The following is a 22,829-nucleotide window of genomic DNA, read 5'->3' as shown; positions in this document are numbered from 1 at the left end:
CATAGCGAAGGGAAATAAGTCAGTGTCTAAAGATTTTGATGAACTAATAAGAGACCTGGATCTTATTATTGAAAATGTAGACAGTTTCAAGGCTATGGCCCCGCGCGCACCCGAGCCACCCGCGGCGCCGCCTGCGGTCCATCACTACGATTCGTTCTGCGAGAATGTGGCGCTGAAAGTGGTGTTGAAGGTACTGCTCTCGTCGGTGGATAAAATCGTCAAGGTGCAGATTGCCAATAAGGTCGAGCAGGAAATTGCCCAGATTGAACAGCAGGTCGTCCATGCCGGTGGCGGACCGGTGTCACCCGAGGACCTGGCGCAGATGACGCAATACGTGCGTCGCACCGTAAACAATCTGTTGGAATAATCACCACCACGGTTAAAAAACGTGCCAACCTTCGCAGACGATATGAATTTTTACGCTTTTTTTATATCGTCTGCCTTATTCTTTATATACTTAAAGAATAAATTGACTCATTGCCGACTGGCAACTCGGGCGCAAGTATGGTCAAGAATAAACAGATCCTGGTCGTTATTCATCTTTGCAGTTTTTTAGTTTTCCTTTACAGCCTGTCAATGATTCCCCCCCTGTTGGTGGCGTTGTTGTATAAAGAAAAAAGCGTTTTTTCCTTCTTCTATACGCTGGTGATTGCCGGCTCTCTCGGCGGATTGGGCTGGTTCAGCACGCGGCAGTCCAAGGTGCAGCTTCGCACACAGGACGGTTTTCTGATTATTGTGTTGTTCTGGCTGCTGTTTTCTATGGTCAGCGCCCTGCCGTTGTGGATGGATGACACGCTTAATATCAGCCTGACCGATGCCATGTTCGAAGGCGTTTCCGGCATCACTACCACCGGCGCATCGGTACTTAATGATGTCTCCGGTTTACCTAAGTCTTTTCTCTACTACCGCTCCCAGCTCAATTTTATCGGCGGCCTCGGCGTCATTGTGTTGGCCGTCGCGGTGCTGCCGCTGCTGGGCATTGGTGGCGCCAAACTTTATCAGTCGGAAATGCCCGGACCGTTCAAAGAAGAACGTCTGACTCCGCGGCTGGCCGACACCTCGAAAAACCTGTGGCTGATTTATCTTGGCCTGGGGTTGGCCTGTACGGTGGCGTTCCGTATTGCGGGCATGCCGTGGTTTGATGCACTCTGCCATGGGATCTCCACCGTTTCGCTCGGGGGTTTTTCCACCCGCAATGAGAGCCTGGGCTTTTACGATAGCTCGGCGGTGGAAATGGTCGGCGGGATCTTCTCGATTCTGGCCGCAGTGAATTTCACCCTGTATTTCGTCGCCGTGGGCCGCCGCAGCCTGAAGCCGCTGTATAGAAACCCGGAACTGCGTTTTTTCCTGTTGGTGCTGGCGATTATCGTGGCCATTGTCTGTTTCGAGCTGTACCGCTCCGGCATGTACGGTGCCAAAGACTCCTTCGTACACGGTTTTTTCCTCACCAGTTCGATGATGACCGATAACGGGCTGGCCACCGCTGACTATGCCAAAATGCCCTCCCACACCATTATGCTGCTGTTGGCGGCGAGCTTTTTTGGTGGCTGCGTCGGTTCAACCTGCGGCGGTATCAAGGCACTGCGTTTTCTGATCATGTACAAGCAGAGCCGACATGAGATCAACCAACTGGTCCATCCCAACGCCATTTTCACCATCAAGGTCGGCAACGCGCCGATTCAGGATCGGGTGTTGCGTTCGGTCTGGAGCTTCTTCTTTCTCTACGTCTTCTTCAGCTGTTTTTTTGTCTGGCTGCTGAATCTGATGGGCTATGACCTGGTAACTTCCTTCGCGACCGTTGCCGCCTGTATCAATAATATGGGGCTGGGGTTCGGTGAAACCGCCGCCGGTTTTGGCACGCTCAGCGATGCGGCCAAATGGTTGATGTGCTCAGCAATGCTGCTTGGCCGTCTTGAGATCTACCCCATGCTGATCCTGTGCTCACGCGCTTTTTGGCGTTTTTAAAGCCTGCGCTGCCCTTGCACGGCACAGGCTCTTTTTACTCCGCTTTGCTGTACCACTGCTGACACATTCGTAACGTGAATGTGTTGCATTGTTGTATTCGTTTCATTGCGATAAGTTGACGCCACTGTAAATACATACAGTACTTTTAGCTTATTGAGGATATGAATATGCGCTTTAACAAGATGTTAGTTCTGGCCACTTTGTTGTTTACCGCTCAGGCTTCGGCCGAAGCACTGGAGTCCATCGACAACTGTGCGGTCGGCTGCCCAACCGGCGGCAGCAGCAACGTGTCGATCGTTCGCCACGCTTATACGCTGAACAACAACAGCACCACCAAGTTTGCCAACTGGGTGGCTTATCACATCACCAAAGACACACCGGCCAGCGGTAAAACCCGCAACTGGAAGACCGATCCGGCGCTGAACCCGGCGGATACCCTGATCCCGGCAGACTACACCGGTGCCAATGCGGCGCTGAAGGTTGACCGTGGGCATCAGGCACCGCTGGCCTCACTGGCGGGCGTGTCTGACTGGGAGTCGCTGAACTACCTTTCCAACATCACGCCTCAGATGGCCGACCTGAACCAGGGCTCCTGGGCGCGATTGGAAGATCAGGAACGCAAGCTGATTGACCGCGCAGACATCAGTTCGGTGTATACCGTGACCGGGCCGTTGTACGAACGCAATATGGGCAAATTGCCAGGCACCCAAAAAGCGCACACCATTCCCAGCGCTTACTGGAAGGTGATTTTTATTAACAACAGCCCGGAAGTGAACCACTATGCGGCGTTTCTGTTTGATCAAAACACCCCGAAAAGCGCCGATTTCTGTCATTACCGCGTAACGGTCAGTGAAATCGAGAAACGCACCGGGTTGATTATCTGGGCGGGTCTGCCAGAGGACGTCCAGGCGTCGCTGAAGGCTAAACCGGGCGTGCTGCCGGAATTGATGGGTTGCAAGAGTTAATGCATAAACCGGAAACCCGCTGCGGCGGGTTTTTTATTCTTTACGTGCTGTTTTGTCATGGCATCTAAGCAAGTTTATTGCTGGAAAGTTATCGCCAAGTTAATATCCCGCCAAATTATTAGATACAAAACCATAAGCAATGGAGTTATTCCATTGTTGACTATTTTTTATCCCTCTTTACCCGCTCCCTTTTGCCTTATTCGGCACTAACACCTGTTGTGAGAAAAACACATGGAAAATTTGTTATCAGACGATGGTGGGCTACCAGCCAAAAATGGAACCGGTTTCAGTCGACGTGAAGTGCTGCTGGGGCTGGCCTCAACCCTGCTGGCCGGCTCGCTGCTCAGTTATCCTTTCCTCAGCCTGGCTGAACAACAAACCGCTGCAGCCAACCCCTTGCAGTTTGCTCGCTTCTTCAAAATATCTCAGACATTGACCGAACATCAGGATATCGATCAGGGAATGTCGGCGCGTATTTTTACTGCGCTGCATAATCAGAATGCCCAGTTCACTGCACAGGTTGAGCAACTCGGAGGTCTGTTACAAGCGGGCCAAAGTGCGCAACAGTTGCAGCAGCAGGCGATCCAGGCCGGCTTGCAGGAAGTGATCACCGCGATTATCACCGCCTGGTATACCGGCACCGTCGGCCATGGCCAAACGGCGCAGCTGATTGCCTACAAAGATGCGTTGATGTATCGCCCCGCCAGCGACGCGCTGATCGTTCCCACTTACTGCGGCAATGGCCCGCTGTGGTGGACCGCGGCTCCGCCTGCCGTCAATGTTTCCCTGTGATCTGAGAGCCTTCTGATGAAAAAACCTGTATTTACCGCCGATGGCAACGCCTCGGCCGATATTGTGATCGTGGGTTCCGGCATTGTCGGCGGCATGATGGCCGATCAATTGGTCAGCCAGGGGTATTCTGTGCTGGTACTGGAGGCAGGCCTGCGCATCGAACGCGGCCAGGCGGTAGAGAACTGGCGCAATATGCCTTTTGACAACCGCGCCGGCTCTGATTACCAGGGGCTGTATCCGCAATCGGAGTTCGCCACCGCACCGCTCTACTTCCCGGAAAACAACTATGTGGCCCTGAGTGGCCCCAGCGCAGGCAGTTTCAAGCAGGGTTATCTGCGTACCGTCGGCGGCACCACCTGGCACTGGGCGGCTTCCTGCTGGCGCCACCTGCCCAGCGATTTCCAAATGAAAACCCTGTATGGCGTGGGCCGCGACTGGCCGATCTCCTACGACGAGCTGGAGCCCTACTATTGCCGGGCCGAAGAAGAAATTGGCGTAGCCGGCCCTAACAATCCGCAACAGCAATCTCCGGTTGAACGCAGTAAACCCTACCCAATGGATATGGTGCCCTGGGCTCACGGCGATATCCGCTTTGCCGAAGTGGTCAACCCGCACGGCTACCGCTCGGTTCCGATCCCGCAGGGGCGCAGTACCCATCCGTGGAAAGGCCGTCCGACCTGCTGTGGTAACAACAATTGCCAGCCTATCTGCCCGATAGGCGCCATGTACAACGGTATTCATCACGTTGAACGCGCAGAGATGAAAGGCGCGGTCGTGCTGGCGGAAGCAGTGGTGTACAAAATCGACACCGATGAACAGAATCAGGTGACTGCGGTACATTGGCTGGACAGCAAAAAACAGTCCCATCAGGCCACGGCCAAGGCTTTTGCGCTGGCCTGTAACGGCATAGAAACCCCACGCCTGCTGCTGATGGCCGCCAATGAGCGCAATCCGAACGGCATCGCCAACGCTTCCGATCAGGTGGGCCGCAACATGATGGACCATTCAGGTTTTCACTGCACTTTCCTGGCGAAAGAACCTCTGTGGCTGGGCCGTGGTCCGGCGCAAAGCAGCTGTCTGGTTGGCCCGCGTGATGGCGAGTTCCGTAAAGACTACTCGGCCAATAAAATGATCCTCAACAACATCAACCGGGTGGTACCTGCAACCCAACAGGCGTTGGAAAAAGGGTTGGTCGGCAAAGAGTTAGATGCCGAGATCCGCCGTCGCGCCGCCTATGGCGTCGATTTGTCCATTAGTCTGGAACCGTTACCAGACCCGAATAACCGCCTGACGCTGAGTAAAACCCGCAAAGATGCCCATGGCCTGCCTTGCCCGGACATCCACTACGACGTTGGCGACTATGTGCGTAAAGGTGCAGAGGCCGCGCACAAACAACTGGAGCACATTGGTCAGCTGTTTGACGCCGATGAGTTTAATATCACCACCAGCCTGAACGCCAACAACCATATTATGGGCGGCACCATCATGGGCCACAGCCCTGAAGATTCGGTGGTGGACGGTAACTGCCGGACTCATGACCATGCCAATCTTTGGTTGCCGGGCGGCGGTGCCATTCCTTCCGCCAGCGTGGTGAACAGTACCCTGACCATGGCGGCGTTGGGCATCAAGGCCGCCGATGACATTGCGCGCAAGCTGGCGGTGAAGTCATGAGAAAACAGGCGAGACTGACGCTGCTATCTCTGCTGTTACTCGGCAGCAGCGCCGCACAGGCGGCAAACGCAGCTGACCTGAGCGGCGTGGCGTTGATTAAGAAAGGCGAACAGATTGCCATCGCCTCCGACTGCCAGGCCTGCCATACCAAACCGGAAGGCGGTACGCCGTTTGCCGGCGGCTATGGTATCAGTTCCCCCATGGGGGTGATTTACGCCACTAATATCACCCCGTCCAACGTCGAGGGTATTGGCAGTTATAGCGAACAGCAGTTTGCCCGCGCGGTCAGGGACGGTATTCGTGCCGATGGCACCCACCTCTACCCCGCCATGCCCTATACCTCTTACACCCGGTTGAGCGACGCGGATATCACGGCGCTGTATGCCTACTTTATGCACGGCGTGAAACCGGTCGATCAGAAAAATACGCTGACTGACCTGCCATTCCCGTTCAACCTGCGCTTTAGCATGGCCGCCTGGAATCTGTTGTTCCTGAAAGACGGTCGCTTTGCGCCCGATGCCAACAAGAGCGAACAATGGAACCGCGGGGCCTATCTGGTCAATGGTCCGGGGCACTGCGACACCTGCCACACCCCACGCAACCTGCTGATGGCTGAAGACGATAGCCAGGCGCTGGCAGGCGGTATGGTGGGCAGTTGGTATGCCCCCAACATCACTTCAGATCCGATCAGCGGCATCGGCGGTTGGAGCCAGCAGCAATTGGTCCAGTACCTGAAAACGGGCCAGGTGGCCGGCAAGAATCAGGCGGCGGGCGGTATGGCAGAGGCTATCGAAAACAGCCTGCAGTATTTTTCCGATGAGGATCTATCGGCCATCGCCGTTTATCTGAAAAGCACCACGCCGATCCGCGACTTCAACGACAGCCAGGCTGCCGACAGCTATGGCAAGCCATCGAGTGTTGAGCCTCAGTTGCGCGGGTTACACCCCGCCACGGCGAATAATACCCTGACCGACGGCGCCGCACTGTTCAGCGGCAACTGCGCCAGTTGCCATCAGCCGGACGGCAGCGGCAGTAAAAATCAGGCTTACCCTTCGTTGTTCAACAATACTGCCACCGGTGCCGGCAACCCGGCTAACCTGATTTCGGCCATGCTGTTTGGCGTCGAGCGAAGGGTCGGCGATCAACACGTGCTGATGCCAAACTTTGGCCCACAGTCGTATGTGAATCCACTGAACGATCAACAGATCGCCGCTATCAGCAACTTTGTCCTGCAACAGTATGGCAACCCGGCGGTTAAAGTCAGCGCCGCGGACGTCGCCATATTGCGCCAAGGCGGCCCGATCCCAATGCTGGCGCGGTTGCAGCCTTATATGGCTCCTGCAATCGGCATTGCGGTACTGGCGTTGTTGATTCTGGTATGGCGGGTAGGGAGAAAACGGCGTTAAATACTGTGCCTGCAGGCTGGGGAGCTACCCCTGGCCTGCAGGCATGACCGCAAGTCGCACAGGGATAGTTTCTGCATTTATTCCGGCGTAGGACGCGGTTATTGAGTTTGATTCTCCACACGGGTGATGCCGTGTTTCTTCATCACTTCTTCCATGGTCAGATTGTCATCATCCGGCGTTTCGTCAATGACAACATCTTGCGGGCGAACGTAAGGTTTAGTGGCACGTTTGAACATCCACCACCAAACGAACACCAGAAACGCACCGGACTTCAGAAAAATCATGGTCCACAATGCTATTTGATACCAGCTCATCTCTATCTCCATGAAAGCGTTAAGCGCGATCGCGTCGCTCTATTTTACCCTCTGTATGACTCTGATCAAGCGCCAACGGCACATCCCTCTGGTTCAAGCCGCTGTTATAGGGGTTTCTCTCATGATCTGCTCTACCCCGCCGCTAAAAGCTCCTTTCCTACCACTGACGCCCGACAGCCGCAGTCTGCTGCGGTGTTGATGTACATACAGGCATTACTCGGCCAGGCTGTCTTATCCCTTCGAAAAGAGTGAATTGTCTTTTCTGAGCGCTCTCTTTTCATATAGCTAAAACATCTAACAAAACCACTTAAAATAGCCGTTTTAACCAAAAAATGTCAATTACCTCGTTTTTTCGCTATACTCGCCGAGTTAAATTTCTCGGGCAGCTGTTCGCCCACTTTTTATGGAGCTGTTTTAAAGGATTAACCCCCATTCCCTAACGGACTAGCTAGAAGGTATTCTATGAGCCAAAACGACACTGAAATTGTGGCACGTCGTAGCCATATCAATCCTCCGGTATTTTTTATCTCTGCCGCTTTAATCATCATCCTGGTGGCCTTTGCCGCCCTGTACCCCGAGTTAGCCGATCGCAAATTCAAAGCGTTGCAACAGGGTATTTTCACCAACGCCAGCTGGTTTTACATTCTGGCGGTCGCACTGATCCTGCTGAGCGTGACTTATCTGGGTTTGTCGCGTTACGGCAATATCAAGCTTGGGCCGGATCACGCCCAACCCGACTTTAGTTATGTTTCATGGTTCGCCATGCTATTTTCCGCCGGGATGGGCATCGGTCTGATGTTCTTTGGCGTCGCCGAACCGGTGATGCATTACCTTTCTCCCCCTGTCGGAACGCCGGAAACAGTGGAAGCGGCTAAACAGGCCATGCGCCTAACCTTCTTCCACTGGGGCCTGCATGCCTGGGCGATTTATGCCATCGTGGCGTTGATTCTGGCCTTCTTCAGCTATCGTCACGGCCTGCCGCTGACGCTGCGTTCCGCGCTGTACCCGATTATTGGCGATCGCATCTATGGGCCGATTGGCCACGCGGTAGATATTTTTGCGGTGATCGGCACCGTGTTCGGCGTCGCCACCTCATTGGGCTACGGCGTCTTACAGGTTAATGCCGGTCTTAACCACCTGTTTGGCTTGCCGATCAACGCCACGGTACAGGTGGTGCTGATCGTGGTGATCACCGGCCTGGCGACGCTGTCAGTGGTGTCCGGGCTGGATAAAGGCATCCGCATTCTGTCCGAATTGAACCTCGGCCTGGCGGTGCTGCTGCTGGTCCTGGTGGCTGCGCTCGGCCCAACCGTGCTGTTGCTAAAATCCTTTGTAGAAAATACCGGCGGTTATCTTTCTGACATCGTCAGCAAGACTTTTAACCTGTATGCCTACGAGCCAAAATCCAGTAACTGGCTGGGCGGGTGGACGCTATTGTATTGGGGCTGGTGGTTGTCCTGGTCGCCTTTCGTCGGCATGTTTATCGCCCGCGTTTCACGCGGACGTACCATCCGTGAATTCGTCACCGGTGTGCTGTTCGTTCCCGCAGGTTTCACACTGCTGTGGATGACGGTGTTCGGTAACAGTGCCATTAATCTGATCATGGCCGAAGGGGCGCGCGATCTGGCTGACACGGTCCAAAATGACGTAGCACTGGCGTTGTTCAACTTCCTGGAACATTTCCCGTTCTCTAATATTCTGTCATTTATCGCCATGGCGATGGTGGTGGTGTTCTTCGTCACGTCGGCGGATTCGGGGGCGATGGTGGTAGATACCCTGGCTTCCGGTGGTACCGACCAAACGCCGGTCTGGCAGAGGATTTTCTGGGCCGCCATGATGGGTCTGGTCGCCATTGCCCTGCTGCTCGCCGGTGGGCTAAGCGCGCTGCAAACCGTGACCATCGCCAGTGCCCTGCCGTTCTCGATGATCTTGCTGGTGTCGATCTACGGGCTATTAAAGGCCTTGCGTATCGACGCCTATAAGCGCGACAGCCAGGTGATGACCACTATTGCACCGACTGCCGCACGCAATCCGATCTCATGGCAACGGCGCTTACGTAATATCGCCTACTTCCCTAAACGCTCTCAGGTAAAACGGTTTGTCGGTGAAGTGGTTCAACCGGCCATGACGCTGGTAGAAGCAGAATTAGCCAAGCAAAACACCACGTCCTCGATTGATGATTCGCAGGACGATCGCATCCGTTTCGAAGTCGATTTGGGTGAAGACCTGAACTTTGTCTATGAGGTGCGCCTGCGGGCTTACATTCAACCGGCCTTTGCCCTGGCCGGGTTGAAAGACGAAGAACGTGATGAAGAACATAAGTACTACCGGGGTGAAGTCCACCTGAAGGAAGGGGGCCAGGATTACGATGTGATGGGCTGGACGCAAGAACAGATCATCCACGATATTCTCGACCAGTACGAGAAACACCTGCACTTCCTGCATTTGGTACGCTAGTTCCCTGCGCTACTGTTCTATTCAGCCGCCCCATCCGGGGCGGTTTTTTTATGCCATAAGCACTATGACATCAGCGCAACAAGCCATTTTTAGGACATAAAAAAACCCCGCGCTCTAAGAGCACGGGGTCATAATTTATGGCGGAGGAGCAGAGATTCGAACTCTGGAACGGTTTCCCGTCGACGGTTTTCAAGACCGTTGCCTTCAGCCACTCGGCCACCCCTCCGCAACGAGCCGAACTATAAACACAGCTGATCCGCTTGTAAAGCCCATTACCGTTCAATCGAGCGAAAAAACAGCAACTGTCGTGCAAGCGTTGAAGAAACCACCAACGCCGGTTCAATGTTGCAGCAATGATGACTAAGGGTAAAGATTGGTAAACAAACTTTAATCAAATGCTTGCGCTGCCTATCATCGTCACTAATTTTGTGATGACCTGATAAGAGAGATCATTATGGACCGTATTGTCGTCTCATCCTCCTCGCGTGACTCGTTACTGAGTACACATAAGGTTCTGCGTAACACCTATTTCCTGCTTTCGCTGACGCTGGCTTTCTCTGCGCTTACCGCAACGGCCAGCACCATGCTGGGGCTGCCGGCGCCAGGCCTGTTGCTGATGCTGGTCGGTTTCTATGGGCTGATGTTCCTGACCCATAAGCTGGCGAACAGCCCAGCGGGCATTCTGGCGGCCTTCGCGCTGACCGGTTTTATGGGTTACGCCCTGGGGCCGATCCTCAGCTCGTTCATTAATACCGGAGCCGGCGACCTGATCATGCTGGCACTGGGTGGCACCGCGGTGGTGTTCTTCTGCTGTTCGGCCTACGTGCTGACCACGCGCAAGGATATGTCGTTCCTGTCCGGGATGATGATGGCCGGTTTTGTGGTGCTGCTGGTTGCCGTCATCGCCAACCTGTTCCTGCAGATCCCTGCCCTGCATCTGGCCATTAGCGCGCTGTTTATCCTGTTCTCCGCCGGTGCCATCCTGTGGGAAACCAGCAACATTATCCACGGCGGCGAAACTAACTACATTCGCGCCACCGTCAGTCTGTACGTATCGCTGTACAACATGTTCATCAGCCTGTTGAGCATTCTGGGCTTCGCGCGCAGCAACTGATTCAACGTCTGAGAAATACCCAAAGCCCCGCTCCGGCGGGGCTTTATTTTTTGCAGCGACAAAAGTTTGCTAAACTGGCGGCCGTTCTGAATTACCCGTTACCGAGGCAGCATGTTGGAGTATGAAGGTCAGGTTATTGAAACCGACGCACAGGGTTACCTGAAAAACAGCGCGGACTGGCATGAGGCCCTGGCGCCGCTGCTGGCCGCACAGGAAGAGATAATACTGACCGAGGCACATTGGGAAGTGGTGCGTTTCGTCCGCGGCTTTTACCTGGAATTTAATACTTCACCAGCGATCCGCATGCTGGTCAAAGCCATGGCACAGAAATACGGCGAAGAGAAAGGCAACAGCCGTTATCTCTACCGCCTGTTCCCCAAAGGTCCGGCCAAGCAGGCCACCAAAATTGCCGGCCTGCCGAAACCGGTAAAATGCATCTGATACCCGGCTAATAGCGAATGCTGAAGCCTTGATAATCGGCGGTGCCTCGCGGTTCCACCAGCACGCGATCAACACGTGCGCTGCGCGGGCCGCCATTTTTCAGCCATTCCACCAGTTTATCCACCTGAGGTTGTTCGCCGCAGGCCACCACTTCTACGCTGCCGTCATCAAGATTACGTGCGTAACCGCTCAATCCCAACGCCGTCGCATGATGCTGGGTGTTATAGCGAAACCCAACCCCTTGCACTACGCCATAGACATACGCAGCAATGCAAACTTGTGTCATAATCGCCCCCTTATCGACTTACATTTATGGTATTGCCTGTGCGTTTGCACGGCGATGTCACTCTTTTTATCTAGCTGGCAGCATTCTTAATTATGACCGTACGCCTGTATCTCGCCAAAGGACGTGAAAAGTCCTTACTCCGTCGCCACCCATGGGTATTTTCCGGCGCTGTTCAACATATTGAAGGTAAAGCCCTTTCTGGCGAAACCATCGATATTCACGACGCCCAGGGCAAATGGCTGGCACGCGGTGCCTACTCGCCGGAGTCGCAAATCCGCGCCCGCGTCTGGACTTTCCAGCAAGAAGAAGAGATTAACATCGAATTCTTCATCCGCCGTTTACAACAGGCGCAAACCTGGCGTGATTGGGTTGCCAAACGTGATGGGCTGGACAGCTACCGTCTGATTGCCGGTGAATCCGACGGCATGCCGGGCATCACTATCGATCGCTTCCAGAACTTCCTGGTGCTGCAGTTACTGTCCGCCGGTGCTGAATATCAGCGTGCCGCGTTGATTACCGCTTTGCAGCATTGTTACCCGGAATGTGCCATCTACGATCGTTCAGACGTAGCAGTGCGTAAAAAAGAAGGTTTACCGTTAGCCCAAGGCCAGGTGCTGGGCGATCTGCCCCCTGCTCTGCTGCCGATTACCGAACATGGCATGAAGCTGCTGGTAGATATTCAGCAAGGCCATAAGACCGGTTTTTACCTCGACCAGCGCGACAGCCGTCTGGCAGCACGTAATTACTCCGCCGGCCGTCGCGTACTGAACTGCTTCTCCTATACCGGTGCCTTCGCCGTGTCTGCCCTGATGGGTGGCTGTACGCAGGTGATCAGCGTTGATACGTCGCAAGCCGCATTGGATATCGCCAAACAGAACGTCGAGCTGAACAAGTTAGACCTGAGCAAAGCCGAATTTGTCCGTGATGACGTGTTCCAACTGCTGCGCGCCTACCGTACTCAGGGTGAGAAATTCGACCTGATCATTATGGATCCGCCGAAGTTCGTCGAAAACAAGAACCAACTGGCCGGTGCTTGCCGCGGCTACAAAGATATCAACATGTTGGCGCTGCAGTTGCTGAACCCGGGCGGTATTTTACTCAGCTTCTCTTGTTCCGGCCTGATGCCAACCGATTTATTCCAGAAAATTTTAGCCGATGCCGCTGTAGACGCCGGGCGTGATGTACAATTTATAGAGCAGTATCGTCAGGCTGCCGATCACCCGGTTATCGCGACTTATCCTGAAGGGCTGTATTTGAAAGGGTTTGCGTGTCGGGTGATGTAACTTGAAATACGCTGTTTTGCCCTCATATAGAGAGCAAGGCACTGTTTCTCAGGAGGTCATCATGATTGCCAGCAAATTCGGTATCGGACAACAGGTTCGGCATAAGCTGCTGGGGTATTTGGGGGTGGTGATTGATATCGACCCTGAATACTCTATGGACCAGCCTAAAGCTGACGAAATAGCGGCGAATACCGATCTACGGTTCGCTCCTTGGTACCACGTGGTGATGGAAGACGAAGAAGGCCAACCGGTGCATACCTATCTGGCGGAAGCACAGTTAGATGGGGAAGCCCAGGACGCTCATCCTGAACAACCATCGCTGGACGAATTGGCGGAGTCTATCCGACACCAGCTACAAGCCCCACGCCTGCGCAACTGATGCGCCAGGCCTGAGAAACACCCGATAAGAGCCTGGCACTATGCCAGGCTTTTTATTTTTCAGCGCTCCAGCCCCAGACGCGGGATTTCGATTTTAGGGCAGCGATCCATCACCACCTTCAACCCCGCTTCGCTTGCCAATGCCGCTGCCTGTTCATTAATAACGCCGATTTGCAGCCACAGAGCCTTGGCACCGATCGCAATGGCCTCTTGCGCTACCGCGTATGCCGCTTCTGAATTACGGAACACGTCAACCATGTCCACCGGACGCGGAATATCTTTCAATGTGCCATAGGCCTGCTGACCTAGCAGCGTTTTTCCGGCCAGTTTTGGGCTGACCGGCATAACCTGATATCCCTGTGCAAGCAGATAGGCCATCACACCAAAACTGGGTCGTGCCGGATTGTCACTGGCACCCACCAGCGCAATGGTTTTCACCTGCTGCAACAGGCCGGCAATCTCGTTGTCTTGCATTTTCCGCTCCCAATGATCAACGGGGGATTTCCCTATTTCGAGTGTAACCCATTGACCTTAAATCGGCTAAACCTGGGGTCCCGGAAACTCCCGGCGACTTTTGCGGTCTGATGCTGTCACTGCCAGCATATGCCGGTTTAAAAAGTGTCAAAATGAATATGAGTGTGTACATTTGTAACTTAAACCATGATGCTGAAAAACTTTGACACAACCTGTGGCGTGTTCAACACTGATAACGATGCTACTTATAAGGAGATAACAATGAAATTTGGTCTGATGGTTGCGGGGCTGCTCAGCATCAGTATCAGCATGCCTGCCGTGGCTACGACCCTGAAACTCTCCCCTGACATCGACCTGCTGGTGGTCGACGGCAAGAAAATGACAGGATCGTTGTTAAAAGGCGCCGACAGCCTGGAGCTGGATGGCGGGCAACATCAGTTGCTGTTTAAAGTGGTCAAATCTGTACGCTCAGGGCAAAACGATCAAACGGCCTATACTTCACCACCGCTGATCGCCACCTTCAATACGCAAAATGTCAGCTCCGTCGCCATTGAGCTGCCGCGCATTGAAAATGTTCGGGACGGTCAGCGATTTGACAAGACGCTAAATTATCAGGTGATTGATAAAAACGGCAACGCGCTGGTGATGAAACACGATGTATTGCACCCCGATAGCGTCACGCTCAGCGTCGACCTGGAAAAGGTGATGGCGGATTACAACAGTCAGAAACGCCCCGCTTCCGTAGCGGCCTTCACCCACGCACGCTCCACTGCCTCCTCCTCACTGGGTAGCGCAGTGTTAAACTCCCCCACGGTGACGCTGAAAGGTGAAAACGTTTCCGAACAGATGCTGCAATACTGGTATCAGCAGGCGGACAAAGAAACGCAGAAGCGTTTTCTCCACTGGGCCAATAAACAGGCAGTGCGTTAAGTAAGATTGCCGACGCCTTTATTTAAAGGCGCGCTTTCTTCGCATTTTCAGGTGTAAACGCTAGGCAGTGAAAAGCAGTTTCAGTAATCTGTCGCACATCCCCTGATTAGCGAAGGAAATCCAGATGGAATTTACCACCCGCACTATCGCCGCGCGCAAACACATTGCGCTGGTGGCGCACGATCACCGTAAACAAGCCCTGCTGGCATGGGTAGAAGACAATAAGGCCGTGCTGGAACAACACCAACTTTATGCCACCGGCACCACCGGTAACCTGGTGCAACAAGCCAGTGGTATTCCGGTGCATAGCATGCTGAGCGGGCCGATGGGGGGCGACCAGCAGGTTGGTGCACTGATTGCCGAAGGCAAAATCGATATGCTGATCTTCTTCTGGGATCCCTTGAACGCGGTCCCCCATGATCCTGATGTGAAAGCCCTGCTGCGCCTGGCGACCGTGTGGAATATCCCCGTCGCCACCAACCGCTCAACCGCAGATTTTCTGATTGGCTCTTCACTGTTCAAAAGCGAAGTAGAAATCGCCATCCCTGACTACCAACGCTATTTGCAGGATCGCCTGAAATAACCCTTAAGGCCTGGTTTCCGCCAGGCCTTAAGTTCAGGGTTTTTTCTGCGACGGTACGCCAAGATCCTGCAGTTGTTCCACGAACACCGACGGACGCTCGCGATCCTGTAAGAGCCATACCTGATGCTTGGCGCGAGTCAGCGCCACATACAGCAAGCGCCGCTCCTCTGCATCCGGGAAATCTTCCGGTTGCGGCAGCAGCACATCTTCCAATACCGACTCACGCGCAACCGCGGGGAAGCCGTCGTTGCCATCGTGCAAACCAGCGATAATCACATACTCAGCCTGCTGCCCTTTGCTGGCGTGGATGGTCATAAACTCAATGGTCAATTTAGGCCAGCGGGTCGCCGCTTTTGACAACACTTGCGGTTTCAGATGATGGTAACGCGCCAGCACCAGGATCCTTTCTTCCGGCTTGGCATAACCGCTTAGCTTATCCAACAAATTTTCAAGCTGTTCATGCGGTAACAGAACTACCGATTTCTTATTACCTTTACTCAAGCTGTTCAACGGTTTTTTCAACTGATGCGGGTTCTGCTGTACAAAGCGGTTTGCCACCTCACCGATGCGCTCATTGAAGCGGTAAGTCGTATCAAGCGCGCACTGGGCACCTTCGCCAAAGTTATCGGCAAACGCCGTGGTTAACGTCAGTTCGGCACCGCTGAAGCGGTAAATGGCCTGCCAGTCGTCACCCACCGCAAACAAACAGGTTTGCTTGTTTTGTTTACGCAGCGCCGCCAGCAATTGCGCACGCTGTGGTGAGATATCCTGAAACTCATCCACCAGAATGTGCTTCCACGGGCTGACAAAACGCCCTTTCTCCAGAATATTGACCGCCTGGTGGATCAGACCGGAGAAATCAACCGCCCCTTCCTCTTTCAGCGCGCCTTTCCAGGCCTTGAGCAAGGGTGCCATCAGCCGGATACGTTTTGAGAACAGGTCACGGATCTCTTCATCTGCCTGTTCGATCATTTCCGCCTGGCTACCGCCGTGCATCCTCATCAGCCCCAGCCAGCGTTCGAGACGACCTGCCAACCGTTCAGCCAGGCGTTTGTCTTGCCAAAAGTCGCCTTCCGGCACTTCCCATTCCAGCTCTTCAGTCAGCCATTGCCGCCACCCTTTGGCCTGGGCTTTTTTCTCGGCACACTGCTGCTGCCAATGCGCTATCAACAAAGCTCGTCGAGCCTTGCTGTCTGTTTCCAGCTTACTGATCGCCGGCACTTTACGGTTACCCTGCTGAATAATTTGCAGCGCCAGCGCGTGGAAAGTTTTGGCCTGAATCGCCACGCTACCCAAGCGCTCCTGAATACGCTCGTTCATCTCTTTCGCCGCCTGACGACCAAATGCCAGCAACAGTATTTGCCCGGGTTCAGCCTCCTGACGACGCAGCAGCCAGCCGGCTCGCGCCACCAGCACCGAGGTTTTACCGCTACCAGCCCCAGCCAGCACCAGCACCGAGTCTTCGCCATTGACCACTGCGCGGCTTTGCGAGTCGTTCAGCGGTGAGGTTTCGATGCTCTGGAAGAAATCATGGTAGGTCTCCAGCATACGTTCGGTCCATTGCTGATTACGCTGCCCTACGCTGCGCAACCCCTGCTGCAGCCATTGCTGGCAAAGCTGATAATCATCCCGGCAATTGTCGAATTGATCCAACCGTGCCACCGGCATGGGTAAGGCGCCGAAAGACTCGCGGATTTGTTGCTGCAACTTACCCAGTTCGGATTTTTTAAACCACTTATCCTGCTGTTCAATACGCTGAATATGTTCAACCTGCTGGCGCAACACGCCGGCGCTGACTTCGCTCATCTCGGCGCTCCACTGTTGCCAGGCCTGCTGGAGATGATGATAGAAGCGCTGAGTTTCCTGCCATTCGGTACCGTGCAAGCGCACCACTTTTTCATCCGGCAGCTCAAACTCCAGCTCGCCCCAGACGATGCCTCGCTTACACCTGACATGAATCAACTGATTGAAAGGAATGAGATATTCATGTTTTTCACCGCTCACCTCGACACCGGCGTGCAGCAACCGCACACGGTTATAAGGATGCTGAGCCAGGTGTTTCCCCAGCGATGTCGCTTTAAGTTCCATATCTTCGCGCCATGACTATGTTGAGATTAAATAACGGATATCTGCCAGTTTACCTGTGATAAGCAGTGACACTCTAGCGCTAAAAAAAGGGTAGAATAGATTTTGCGTTTTGATAGCAAACGCAACCGCATCGCGGTTTGGCCATCATTAGAGCAGAATGACGACTATGCGTACTGTACTGAATATTCTTAATTTTGTGTTAGGCGGCTTTTTCACCACCCTTGGCTGGCTGGTCGCAACGGTGTTTAGCGTGCTGCTGATCATCACCCTACCGTTAACCCGCTCCTGCTGGGAAATCACCAAACTATCGTTACTGCCTTTCGGCAACGAAGCTATTCACGTTAATGAATTGTACCCGGAAAAAAGCAACGCGCTGCTTTCCGCCAGCGGTTCAGTGCTGAATATTGTCTGGCTGATCCTGTTCGGCTGGTGGCTGTGCCTGTCACATATTGCTGCCGGTATTGTGCAGTGCGTGACGATTATTGGCATTCCGGTAGGCATAGCCAATTTCAAAATCGCCGCTATTGCCCTGTGGCCGGTTGGACGCCGTGTGGTGTCCGTTGAGATGGCGCAACAGGCCAGAACTGGAAATGCCCGACGTCAGTACCAGCAGCGTTAATTTTTTCTCCGCCTGAGGAGTTTTTCGTGCTCTCTTTTGCACCAGCAATACGCCGTTATGCCTACAACAGCAATCTGCTTTATGACCTGCGTATTTTTATTGCGCTGGCCGGCGCTGCCGCCGTACCTTGGTGGCTCGCCATTCCCAAGCTCACCATTCCCCTGACTTTGGGGGTGGTGGCAGCGGCATTGACCGATCTTGATGATCGCCTGACTGGCAGACTGCGCAATCTGCTGATCACGTTGGTGTGTTTTTTTGTCGCCTCCGCCTCCATTGAACTGCTGTTCCCTTATCCCTGGCTGTTCGCGCTCGGCCTGACCACTTCCACCTGCGGTTTTATTTTGCTGGGTGCGCTCGGGCAACGCTACGCCACCATTGCGTTTGGTGCTCTGCTGATCGCGGTCTATACCATGCTCGGCACTTCAATGTACGACGCCTGGTATCAACAACCGATGCTGCTGATCATCGGTGCCCTGTGGTACAACCTGCTGACGCTGATTGGACACCTGATCTTCCCTATCCGCCCATTGCAGGAAAACCTGGCACGTTGTTACAATCAGTTGGCGAATTATCTGGATGCCAAAGCCAACCTGTTTGATCCCGACGTCGAGCATGATTCAGACCTGCCGTGGATGGATGTTGCCATGGCCAACAGTGCGCTGGTGACCATTCTGAACCAGACCAAAGTTTCATTGCTGACGCGGTTAAAAGGCGATCGAGGTCAACGCGGTACCCGCCGCACGTTGCATTATTATTTCGTTGCCCAGGATATCCATGAGCGCGCCAGTTCCTCTCACGTTCAATATCAGGCCCTGAGCCGACAATTCCGCCACAGTGATATTCTGTTCCGATTCCAGCGTTTGCTCAGCATGCAAGCACGCGCCTGTCAGCAGTTGGCACAGTCGATTTTGCTGCGGCAGAAGTATCAGCACAACCCTCGCTTTGAACCGGCCTTTGCCCGTATTGAAGAAGCTCTGACTCGCATCGCCATCACCCCGGAAAATCGTGAGTTAACCAAAGCGCTGTCACACCTGTTAAAAAACTTACGCGCGATTGACGCACAATTGGCGAATATTGAGTCCGAACAGGCATTGGCCAACGGTCAGGTGGAAGAGAATAGCCTGTCGGATGACCGGATCACCGGCTGGAGCGACATCCGCTTGCGTATCAGCCGCCATCTGACACCTCAGTCGGCCTTATTCCGCCACGCCATCCGCATGTCAGCGGTGTTGTGCGTGGGTTATGCCTTTATTCAGTTTACCGGCATGCAGCACGGTTATTGGATCCTGTTAACCAGTCTGTTTGTCTGCCAACCGAATTACAATGCCACGCGTCGCCGGCTGGCGCTTCGAATTATCGGCACGCTTGCTGGTATTCTTATCGGTCTGCCGATCCTCTATTTTGTGCCTTCACTGGAAGGCCAGATGGTGCTGATTGTTATCAGCGGCGTGCTGTTTTTTGCTTTTCGAACCGTGCAATATGCACACGCCACCATGTTTATTACCCTACTGGTATTGCTGTGCTTTAACCTGCTGGGTGAAGGTTTTGAAGTCGCCGCGCCTCGCGTTTACGACACGATTTTAGGGTGTGCCATCGCTTGGGCGGCAGTCAGTTTTATCTGGCCAGACTGGAAATTCCGCCAACTGCCGGCAGTCGTCAGCAAAACGCTGAACGCCAACTGCCGTTATCTGGATGCCATTCTGGTGCAATACCATCAGGGCAAAGATAATGGCCTTCCTTATCGTATCGCTCGTCGGGATGCACACAACAGTGATGCAGAGTTGGCTTCGGTGATATCCAACATGTCTGCCGACCCAAAAGCCAATAAGGAAGTTCAGGAAGCCGCCTTTCGCCTGCTGTGTTTAAACCACACCTTATTGAGTTATATCTCTGCGCTGGGCGCCCACCGTGAGCGCCTGAACAACCCTGCTACGTTGGATCTGCTGAATGATGCAGTTTGTTATGTCGATGGCGCCCTGCATTGGGAAGAACAGGACGAACAACGCATCACTCAGGCGTTGGAAAGTCTGGCAGAACGTATTCAGCACGCAGCGCCGGAACCGGAAAGCAAAGATCAATTGGTATTACAGCAGATTGGATTGGTGATTGAATTGCTTCCGGAACTCACGATGCTCAATGCGCAAATTGGCAAATCGGCCTAATCACCCGGGGCCTTTTATCAGGCCCCGAACTCCCGGGTTATGTCCGTGGCTAAGCAACGACATGGTTCGCTCAAACCAATGAGTCAGCTCACTACGCATTTCCGAGGGTAAGGCAGCATGATGATAACCGGCAATGGCTCCCCCCAGAGAAAGCAGTACCCGTAGGCCCAAATTGTGTTGCTGCTGCAACAAACGGAGATAGCTGCGCTTGGCACCGTTCAGACGTAAATCATAAACATTGCGAATGCCCGCCCGCCAGAGTAAATGTTCCATATTGATGTCAATGTTCGGCAAGGCCTTCAGACGCCCCTGGTTATCCGTTTTCACCTTAAGTTCCTGGCGTGCTTCCCGAATTGCCTGCCAGGCTAACCCTACAAGTTCTCCACGATCCCGCCATAGCGTTTCATCAACCCAGTAATAACGCATGGTTATGGGTACTCCACGCTTGGAGTAAACCATATTAACCATTCCGCGTTCGCGGAAGGCTGGCTCCAAGCTATCCGTCGCGCGAAGATACAGCTCCCCTTCGGCAATCACAGCGAACATGACGCCATCGGCCAGTATCCCGTACCCACCGAATTGTGAGCGTGTAGTGATGCCACCTAATGCGTAAAAATAAGCTTTGGCCTGTACGATCCTTCCCGTTGATGTCCCTTTCATAGCGTTCTCCTGGTGTAGGTTACCCTTCTATTATTCCTCGCATCAATGAAATAAAGGTAACGTGAACAAGTAATTAGAAAAATACGCACTATCCGCAGTCATGCCAATCACAAAAGCCCGTCGTATAAAAAATAATCGCAATTATGCGAGGTACCACGAAGATTTGGGTTGATCTTAATCACAACAGGATGTACTGTATAAACATACAGTAACACTACGGGCGGGATACTTTATGCGTACTCAATCACTCTACAAAACCAATTTCAGCCACAGCTCTTTTGCGGTGAATAATGCTGCAGAAAGCACGGATGCCGGCAAAGAGAATGGCCTTATCAGTGAACTTGTTTACAACGAGCATCAGCCCGCAGTGGCGCAACTATTGCTGCCACTGTTGCAGCAGTTGGGTATGCAGTCACGCTGGCTGTTATGGCTGACCCCACAGCAAAAACTGAGTAAGTTGTGGCTACAGCAATCCGGTTTGCCGGTGGGGAAAGTGGTGCAACTGAGTCAAATTCATCCGTTGGACACGGTTGAAGCGATGGAAAAAGCGCTGCTGACGGGTAACTACAGTGTAGTTCTTGGATGGCTGCCCGATCTTACAGAAGAAGATCGTCTAAAATTAAGGCGTGCGGCAGAATTAGGTAACGCTTATGGGTTCATAATGCGTCCTCAACGTGACATAAACCCGATTCACGGACACTGTTCCACCCTAAAAATTCACTCTTCTTTGTATCATTAAGTAAATTTAGGATTTTTCCCATCATTTTCATCTCCCTGCAAGGGAACCTTTATGGGATCAGGGACAAAGCGAGTGCGGCTGCGGTTCCGCGACCTAAATCCAAGGTCAAAATGCTCGCTTTTTTGCCGGTTAATGTTAGTAAATATGTATGTTTCTGCGTTTTTTTTTAGAGCTTTATCACATCACACTTGTAACTTTCGCGCCACGTTGTAGACTTTACATCGCCAAGGTTGCTCTATAACGCCAGATAAACTGGCCGAGTAACAAACGAGGGCTCAAACCTTGGCGAAGGAATTTAACCAAGGGCTTAAACAGCTTTAAAGCTCATTGCCTATTTGGATGATAACGAGGCGCAAAATGAAAAAGACAGCTATCGCATTAGCAGTGGCACTGGCAGGTTTCGCAACAGTAGCGCAAGCCGCCCCAAAAGATAATACCTGGTACACTGGTGCTAAACTGGGCTGGTCCCAGTACCATGACACTGGTTTCTACGGCAACGGTTACCAGAATGGTATCGGCAATGGTCCGACCCATAAAGATCAACTGGGTGCTGGCGCGTTCCTGGGTTACCAGGCGAACCAATACCTGGGCTTCGAGCTGGGCTATGACTGGCTTGGCCGTATGCCTTACAAAGGCAGCGTGAACAACGGTGCTTTCAAAGCGCAGGGCGTTCAACTGGCCGCTAAACTGAGCTACCCAATCATGGACGATCTGGACATCTACACTCGTCTGGGCGGCATGGTATGGCGTGCTGATTCCAAAGCTAACTACGGTAATGGCACTCGTCTGAGCGACCACGACACCGGCGTTTCTCCTTTGGCAGCAGTTGGTGTTGAATACGCACTGACCAAAAACTGGGCTACTCGCCTGGACTACCAATTCGTTAGCAACATCGGTGATGCAGGTACTGTCGGCGCACGTCCAGACAACACCATGCTGAGCCTGGGTGTTTCTTACCGTTTCGGTCAGGATGATGTTGTTGCTCCAGCACCAGTTCCAGCTCCGGCTCCAGTTGTTGAAACCAAGCGTTTCACTCTGAAGTCTGACGTGCTGTTCAACTTCAACAAATCTACTCTGAAAACAGAAGGCCAACAGGCTCTGGACCAGCTGTACACTCAGCTGAGCTCCATGGATCCTAAAGATGGTTCTGTTGTAGTTCTGGGTTACACCGACGCCGTTGGTTCTGACCAGTACAACCAGAAACTGTCTGAAAAACGCGCTCAAAGCGTTGTTGATTACCTGGTATCTAAAGGTATTCCTTCAGATAAAATCTCTGCACGTGGTATGGGCGAAGCTGATTCAGTCACTGGTAACACCTGTGGCTACAAAGCTGGCCGTGCTACCAAAGCACAGATCGATTGCCTGGCACCAGATCGTCGCGTAGAGATCGAAGTTAAAGGTATCAAAGACGTTGTAACTCAGCCACAAGGCTAAGCTACCACTCTTAGTAAAAAACCCCGCAATGCGGGGTTTTTTTTCGGCCAAATTAAGTGACGTTGGCA

General features: G+C 53.2%; 22 protein-coding genes and 1 tRNA gene. 17 read left to right on the top strand and 6 right to left on the bottom strand.

The features are described from left to right. The first annotated feature begins 55 nt into the window (after positions 1–55). The 6 genes from QOT07_RS09175 to QOT07_RS09150 all read left to right on the top strand — a co-directional run bounded on the left by QOT07_RS09175 (position 56) and on the right by QOT07_RS09150 (position 6,799). Positions 56–367, top strand: coding sequence for a hypothetical protein (locus QOT07_RS09175; RefSeq protein ID WP_085116193.1), 312 nt, complete (start codon positions 56–58; stop codon positions 365–367). Positions 368–504: 137 nt separating this feature from the next. Further along, on the top strand, positions 505–1,965 hold the full coding sequence (locus tag QOT07_RS09170) for a TrkH family potassium uptake protein (RefSeq protein ID WP_099061691.1): 1,461 nt from the start codon (positions 505–507) through the stop codon (positions 1,963–1,965). A gap of 167 nt (positions 1,966–2,132) precedes the next feature. Continuing rightward, positions 2,133–2,930: a DNA/RNA non-specific endonuclease gene (locus QOT07_RS09165; protein WP_283602960.1), complete on the top strand. Its 798-nt coding sequence runs from the start codon at positions 2,133–2,135 to the stop codon at positions 2,928–2,930. Positions 2,931–3,161: 231 nt separating this feature from the next. Next, the gene (locus tag QOT07_RS09160; RefSeq protein ID WP_283602959.1) at positions 3,162–3,722 is read left to right on the top strand and encodes a sorbitol dehydrogenase family protein; all 561 of its coding nucleotides are present in this window, start codon (positions 3,162–3,164) and stop codon (positions 3,720–3,722) included. Positions 3,723–3,737: 15 nt separating this feature from the next. Then, positions 3,738–5,393: a GMC family oxidoreductase gene (locus tag QOT07_RS09155; RefSeq protein WP_283602958.1), complete on the top strand. Its 1,656-nt coding sequence runs from the start codon at positions 3,738–3,740 to the stop codon at positions 5,391–5,393. Further along, the gene (locus QOT07_RS09150; protein WP_283602957.1) at positions 5,390–6,799 is read left to right on the top strand and encodes a cytochrome c; all 1,410 of its coding nucleotides are present in this window, start codon (positions 5,390–5,392) and stop codon (positions 6,797–6,799) included. The genes QOT07_RS09155 and QOT07_RS09150 overlap by 4 nt, the downstream gene beginning before the upstream one ends. Before the next feature lie 98 nt (positions 6,800–6,897). Here QOT07_RS09150 and QOT07_RS09145 read toward each other — a convergent pair whose 3' ends face one another. Next, positions 6,898–7,113, bottom strand: coding sequence for a hypothetical protein (locus tag QOT07_RS09145; RefSeq protein ID WP_020826186.1), 216 nt, complete (start codon positions 7,111–7,113; stop codon positions 6,898–6,900). Between the two features lie 462 nt (positions 7,114–7,575). On the opposite strand from QOT07_RS09145, the gene QOT07_RS09140 reads away from it, so the two are divergent. After that, on the top strand, positions 7,576–9,570 hold the full coding sequence (locus QOT07_RS09140) for a BCCT family transporter (protein WP_085116149.1): 1,995 nt from the start codon (positions 7,576–7,578) through the stop codon (positions 9,568–9,570). 138 nt (positions 9,571–9,708) lie between these two features. Here the strand turns inward: QOT07_RS09140 and QOT07_RS09135 are convergent. After that, positions 9,709–9,796: transfer RNA gene (locus QOT07_RS09135), tRNA-Ser, on the bottom strand. A 228-nt stretch (positions 9,797–10,024) separates the two neighbouring features. Between QOT07_RS09135 and yccA the strand changes: the two genes are divergently transcribed. Continuing rightward, positions 10,025–10,684 carry an FtsH protease modulator YccA gene (gene yccA, locus QOT07_RS09130; protein WP_004942825.1) on the top strand — a complete coding sequence of 220 codons (660 nt, stop codon included), beginning with the start codon at positions 10,025–10,027 and terminating at the stop codon, positions 10,682–10,684. 111 nt (positions 10,685–10,795) lie between these two features. Continuing rightward, positions 10,796–11,125, top strand: coding sequence for a sulfurtransferase TusE (gene tusE, locus QOT07_RS09125; protein WP_261462259.1), 330 nt, complete (start codon positions 10,796–10,798; stop codon positions 11,123–11,125). Positions 11,126–11,132: 7 nt separating this feature from the next. On the opposite strand, the gene yccX is transcribed toward tusE, so the two are convergent. Continuing rightward, positions 11,133–11,411 carry an acylphosphatase gene (gene yccX, locus QOT07_RS09120; protein WP_085116122.1) on the bottom strand — a complete coding sequence of 93 codons (279 nt, stop codon included), beginning with the start codon at positions 11,409–11,411 and terminating at the stop codon, positions 11,133–11,135. Between the two features lie 92 nt (positions 11,412–11,503). Between yccX and rlmI the strand changes: the two genes are divergently transcribed. Further along, positions 11,504–12,694: a 23S rRNA (cytosine(1962)-C(5))-methyltransferase RlmI gene (gene rlmI, locus QOT07_RS09115; protein WP_283602956.1), complete on the top strand. Its 1,191-nt coding sequence runs from the start codon at positions 11,504–11,506 to the stop codon at positions 12,692–12,694. Positions 12,695–12,755: 61 nt separating this feature from the next. Further along, on the top strand, positions 12,756–13,073 hold the full coding sequence (gene hspQ / locus QOT07_RS09110) for a heat shock protein HspQ (RefSeq protein ID WP_085116120.1): 318 nt from the start codon (positions 12,756–12,758) through the stop codon (positions 13,071–13,073). 59 nt (positions 13,074–13,132) lie between these two features. On the opposite strand, the gene QOT07_RS09105 is transcribed toward hspQ, so the two are convergent. Next, entirely contained in the window at positions 13,133–13,546 is a 414-nt protein-coding gene (locus QOT07_RS09105) for a CoA-binding protein (RefSeq protein ID WP_283602955.1), read from the bottom strand. A 261-nt stretch (positions 13,547–13,807) separates the two neighbouring features. On the opposite strand from QOT07_RS09105, the gene QOT07_RS09100 reads away from it, so the two are divergent. Both QOT07_RS09100 and QOT07_RS09095 read left to right on the top strand, forming a co-directional pair. After that, positions 13,808–14,476 (top strand): DUF2057 family protein, encoded by a 669-nt coding sequence (locus QOT07_RS09100; protein ID WP_283602954.1) that lies wholly within the window; start codon positions 13,808–13,810, stop codon positions 14,474–14,476. Between the two features lie 124 nt (positions 14,477–14,600). After that, a complete protein-coding gene (locus QOT07_RS09095; RefSeq protein ID WP_112350356.1) occupies positions 14,601–15,059 on the top strand; it encodes a methylglyoxal synthase in 459 nt (152 codons plus the stop codon). Between the two features lie 33 nt (positions 15,060–15,092). On the opposite strand, the gene helD is transcribed toward QOT07_RS09095, so the two are convergent. Then, positions 15,093–17,147, bottom strand: a complete 2,055-nt coding sequence (gene helD / locus QOT07_RS09090; RefSeq protein WP_283602953.1) for a DNA helicase IV — start codon at positions 17,145–17,147, stop codon at positions 15,093–15,095. Positions 17,148–17,313: 166 nt separating this feature from the next. On the opposite strand from helD, the gene QOT07_RS09085 reads away from it, so the two are divergent. After that, positions 17,314–17,766, top strand: a complete 453-nt coding sequence (locus QOT07_RS09085; protein WP_283602952.1) for a YccF domain-containing protein — start codon at positions 17,314–17,316, stop codon at positions 17,764–17,766. A 26-nt stretch (positions 17,767–17,792) separates the two neighbouring features. Then, positions 17,793–19,928: a YccS family putative transporter gene (yccS, locus tag QOT07_RS09080; RefSeq protein WP_283602951.1), complete on the top strand. Its 2,136-nt coding sequence runs from the start codon at positions 17,793–17,795 to the stop codon at positions 19,926–19,928. Here yccS and QOT07_RS09075 read toward each other — a convergent pair whose 3' ends face one another. Further along, on the bottom strand, positions 19,929–20,588 hold the full coding sequence (locus QOT07_RS09075; RefSeq protein WP_283602950.1) for a TfoX/Sxy family DNA transformation protein: 660 nt from the start codon (positions 20,586–20,588) through the stop codon (positions 19,929–19,931). 232 nt (positions 20,589–20,820) lie between these two features. On the opposite strand from QOT07_RS09075, the gene sulA reads away from it, so the two are divergent. Next, the gene (gene sulA, locus QOT07_RS09070) at positions 20,821–21,327 is read left to right on the top strand and encodes an SOS-induced cell division inhibitor SulA (protein WP_099061707.1); all 507 of its coding nucleotides are present in this window, start codon (positions 20,821–20,823) and stop codon (positions 21,325–21,327) included. A gap of 357 nt (positions 21,328–21,684) precedes the next feature. After that, entirely contained in the window at positions 21,685–22,761 is a 1,077-nt protein-coding gene (gene ompA, locus QOT07_RS09065) for a porin OmpA (RefSeq protein WP_207977639.1), read from the top strand. The last annotated feature ends 68 nt before the right edge of the window (positions 22,762–22,829 follow it).

Source organism: Serratia proteamaculans, from assembly GCF_949794035.1.
Classification (GTDB): domain Bacteria; phylum Pseudomonadota; class Gammaproteobacteria; order Enterobacterales; family Enterobacteriaceae; genus Serratia; species Serratia proteamaculans.
The sequence above is the reverse complement of the archived record's forward strand: the minus strand, read 5'-3'. Positions and strand labels throughout refer to the sequence as shown.